Raw genomic sequence first — 433 nt, 5'->3', positions numbered from 1 at the left:
GACCATCTGCTGTTTCAGCATTATCTAACACATTGCCTGTGGCTGTTGTATCTTCAGCTGTTGTAACAGATTCACTATCATCACTTAGATCAGACACTGGTGTCACTGAAATTGTTAGTGTAGAGCTCTGTGTATCACCTGCACCGTCAGTAACAATGTAAGTAATTACAGGCACAGCACCGTTGAAATTATCATTAGGTGTGAAGGTGTAACTACCATCTGCATTTAAAGTGAGTTCTCCCTCAGCAAGAGTAACCGTGTCACCTGCATTATAAGTATTACCATCAACAGTAAAACTGGTTACCGTGAGTGGACCATCTGCTGTTTCAGCATTATCTAACACATTGCCTGTGGCTGTTGTATCTTCAGCTGTTGTAACAGATTCACTATCATCACTTAGATCAGACACTGGTGTCACTGAAATTGTTAGTGT

The 433-nt window shown here is 41.1% G+C and carries 1 protein-coding gene; it reads right to left on the bottom strand.

The window, feature by feature from the left end:
• A partial coding sequence (locus tag H4J66_RS05150; protein WP_310650625.1) for an Ig-like domain-containing protein occupies nt 1–409 on the bottom strand: 409 nt, incomplete at its 3' end.
• Nucleotides 410–433 lie beyond the last annotated feature (24 nt).

The sequence above is a fragment of the Colwellia sp. MB3u-55 genome (assembly GCF_014076785.1).
In the GTDB taxonomy this organism is placed as follows: domain Bacteria; phylum Pseudomonadota; class Gammaproteobacteria; order Enterobacterales; family Alteromonadaceae; genus Colwellia_A.
The sequence above is the reverse complement of the archived record's forward strand: the minus strand, read 5'-3'. Positions and strand labels throughout refer to the sequence as shown.